At 34.8% G+C, this 2,697-nt stretch carries 4 protein-coding genes; 1 reads left to right on the forward strand and 3 read right to left on the reverse strand.

From position 1 onward, the window contains the following. Positions 1-250: 250 nt before the first annotated feature. On the forward strand, positions 251-421 hold the full coding sequence (locus tag ABF281_RS09180; RefSeq protein WP_347181374.1) for a hypothetical protein: 171 nt from the start codon (positions 251-253) through the stop codon (positions 419-421). An 18-nt stretch (positions 422-439) separates the two neighbouring features. Here the strand turns inward: ABF281_RS09180 and ABF281_RS09185 are convergent, their stop codons facing one another. Genes ABF281_RS09185 through ABF281_RS09195 form a run of 3 tightly spaced genes read right to left on the reverse strand, consistent with a single transcriptional unit; the run spans position 440 to position 2,387 of the window. Beyond that, positions 440-1,123, reverse strand: coding sequence for a hypothetical protein (locus tag ABF281_RS09185; RefSeq protein ID WP_347181375.1), 684 nt, complete (start codon positions 1,121-1,123; stop codon positions 440-442). Positions 1,124-1,129: 6 nt separating this feature from the next. Beyond that, on the reverse strand, positions 1,130-1,639 hold the full coding sequence (locus ABF281_RS09190; RefSeq protein ID WP_347181376.1) for a nuclear transport factor 2 family protein: 510 nt from the start codon (positions 1,637-1,639) through the stop codon (positions 1,130-1,132). Positions 1,640-1,655: 16 nt separating this feature from the next. Beyond that, positions 1,656-2,387, reverse strand: a complete 732-nt coding sequence (locus ABF281_RS09195) for a hypothetical protein (protein ID WP_347181377.1) — start codon at positions 2,385-2,387, stop codon at positions 1,656-1,658. Positions 2,388-2,697: the final 310 nt, after the last annotated feature.

Raw genomic sequence — 2,697 nt, forward strand, 5'->3', positions numbered from 1 at the left:
AATGAACGGTAAATAGCCCTTCGCTACTTTCGGCTTTTGAGGTAATGACCTCTTCATAGGTTTTTTTCTTCTTCTCTTTCTTTTCTTTTTTGTCTTGGGTAAATCCCAAAGCAAAAACAAAACAAGCTAAAATTGATAGCTGTATTCTCATATGTTTTTATTTGTTAATGTTTGATCTATTTTAATCTTGTAGACTAACAATAATACAAATAAAAAGGAAAGTGAGGAGTTTTGTCACAAAATCTTTAAAATGGAATTGTGGAAAGTGATGGATGGACAAGAATCGATATTGGTCGAGAATCAAGGAATAATAAAGACCTATGTTGTATCGATAAGTTCGCTTAAAGCAAAAAGAAGGAGATTTTTCAGCAATCGAAAAAGTTTGGGAATAGATAAAAAACACCCTTTTACTTCGAAGTAATAGGGTGTTTCTTTTAGACTAGAATTGCTTTACGAGGACTCTAGTGTTGGATAATGAGAATTCAATGTCTTCGATCTCATCAATAAAGGTTGCAAAAGCAGCACCTTCTTTGTCATTTTTTGGACCAAAAGTCAGTGCAGCATTTAAATCTTCATAAGTCGCATAGATAAAGGTGTTTTCTCCATTGGAATTTCCGTGGGTAATTTGCCCCATAGCCATAAAGCCGGGAAAATTAAATGTCTTATTTAATTTTCTAAATGAACTTGCAAATTTTTGTACATCCTTTCTTTTTGTTTTGAAAATCCATACCTGACCAATTGGGTCTGATTTTTCTGCGTTAAAAGTAACCAAAGCATTTCCTGCTATGTGTCGATTGCTAATTACCCGTTTAGAGATTTCTGCAATATACGCATCCCACTTTGCGCCACTTAGACCTGATCGAAAATCTGCGAGTGATTTTGAGGATGGACTTACAAAGCTTAAGATATGGGTTTCCTTATCCGCTGAAAGCGGGAGTCTAGATAAAGAAGCGGAAACACCCTCTGGAATAGCAGCTGCTGAATAAAAATCCGTGATTAGGTCCTCAGCGACCTGTTGCTGATCGATCGGTATTTCTAGATGGATGTCATACCAAAAGAGTTCTTGCCCACAAACCAAACTAGTTGTAAAAGCAAATGCGAGTGTAAGGAATAGATTTTTCATATTTATTTATTTTCTTGGTTTAGCGTATTGATTCATCGTAATGATTTTTCCATTTTCAAACTGAAAGGCTTCCATCCAGTTGTAAGCCATTTCAGCACCGTCTTGTGTAACGATTTTACCGTTGTCCCATAATAGAACCCATTCATCTCCATTATTTCCAGTGACGGCTAAATTAACCGCAACTTGATAGTCTTCAATTTCTATGGACGAATAGCCTTCAATCATAAATTTCATACAAGCCTCTTTACCTTCGATGAGCGATCCGTCTTCCAGGCCAAATACAACATTGTCTGCTAAGTATTCTCCTACCATTTCATAATTTTTTTCGATGATGTGTTGGTGCATTTCTTGAACTTTAAGGACTAAATTAGAATCCCCAATTTTGAAATCATCTAGGTAGGTTGCTTTGTAGATATAATCCACTTTTGTGGGTTCGTCTTGGGATTCTTTTTTCTGCGTTTGGTCACAGGATAAAAAGAATGTAATTGTTGCGAATAAGCATATTATTTTTTTCATGTTTAGTGGTTTATGGTTAATTAATTAATTGCAATACTTCGTCAGAATTTCCGTCACTGTATTCAGAAAGCACATCCCAGATGTCTCTTCTAAAAGATCCCAATCCATTGATTTTCTCATATTCTTTTTGAAAATTCTTCGGTAATCCGTTGTCTTCGTTAAATCGTGTAAATGACTTAAAAGGATAAACTAGGGTTATGTTCTCACCATTTTCATCATTGAAAATACTCTGATACACCCTTCTTGGATTTGGAGCGTTAATTTCAGTCAATACTTTTCCAATTTTGGTAACTGCCTCAAGTACCTTTTTATAGCTACCGTATTTTCGGTTGATTTTTATCGTTCGATGAAGCAAATACTTTGGGTTTCCCCATGAAGGAGGGGTATAACTGGCTTCCCAATTCAACTTGCCTAAGACAAGTTTTTCGGAAGAAACATTATTTCGAACATTTTCTTGCCAGTCATTCATGTGATTTTCATCTGGGATATTGTCAAAATCCGCTAAATTCATGGGTCCATTTAGCCAAACATATTGTCCAGAGCGACGACCGATTATGACACCGTACAATGAAGCATTGGCTCTCCCTTTGCTGTGAAATTTATCGTTGTGTTTTTTTACTCCATCAATTAGCTCTAACTCCTTTGCTTTGTTTGGAGTTAAGTAAATGCTTTCGTAAACTACCTCTTTATTTTGCCCAAAAAGAGGTAATGCACACAACACCAATAGGCCTAAAATAATTTTTTTCATGGAAAATATAGTTTATGATTAATACTCAAATATAACATTTAATTTTAAATTGCAATTTTAGTTATAACGAGATTGAATTTGTATATTCCCTCATGAATTCGTTCTTTATAACATAAATAAGCTAACAATTGATTCGTTAGGATGTGTTAGAAGTAGTGCTTGTATGCTGCTATATCTTTTAAACGTATTGTTGTTGGCATAAACAAATCGACATGAATAATGTAATCAAAGGTTTCGTGTTTATAGTGCTATTGGGTTGTTCAAAACCAGATGATTGTTTTACCATCAGCGAAAAAATAAGCACAAATAA

The sequence above is a fragment of the Wenyingzhuangia sp. genome (assembly GCF_039768515.1).
Classification (GTDB): domain Bacteria; phylum Bacteroidota; class Bacteroidia; order Flavobacteriales; family Flavobacteriaceae; genus Wenyingzhuangia.

Excerpts from the sequence above, each read along its gene's own strand:
- ABF281_RS09180 (WP_347181374.1), top strand. The coding sequence starts at position 251 with ATGGAATTGTGGAAAGTGATGGATGGACAAGAATCGATATTGGTCGAG.
- ABF281_RS09190 (WP_347181376.1), bottom strand. The coding sequence starts at position 1,639 with ATGAAAAAAATAATATGCTTATTCGCAACAATTACATTCTTTTTATCC.
- ABF281_RS09195 (WP_347181377.1), bottom strand. The coding sequence starts at position 2,387 with ATGAAAAAAATTATTTTAGGCCTATTGGTGTTGTGTGCATTACCTCTT.
- ABF281_RS09185 (WP_347181375.1), bottom strand. The coding sequence starts at position 1,123 with ATGAAAAATCTATTCCTTACACTCGCATTTGCTTTTACAACTAGTTTG.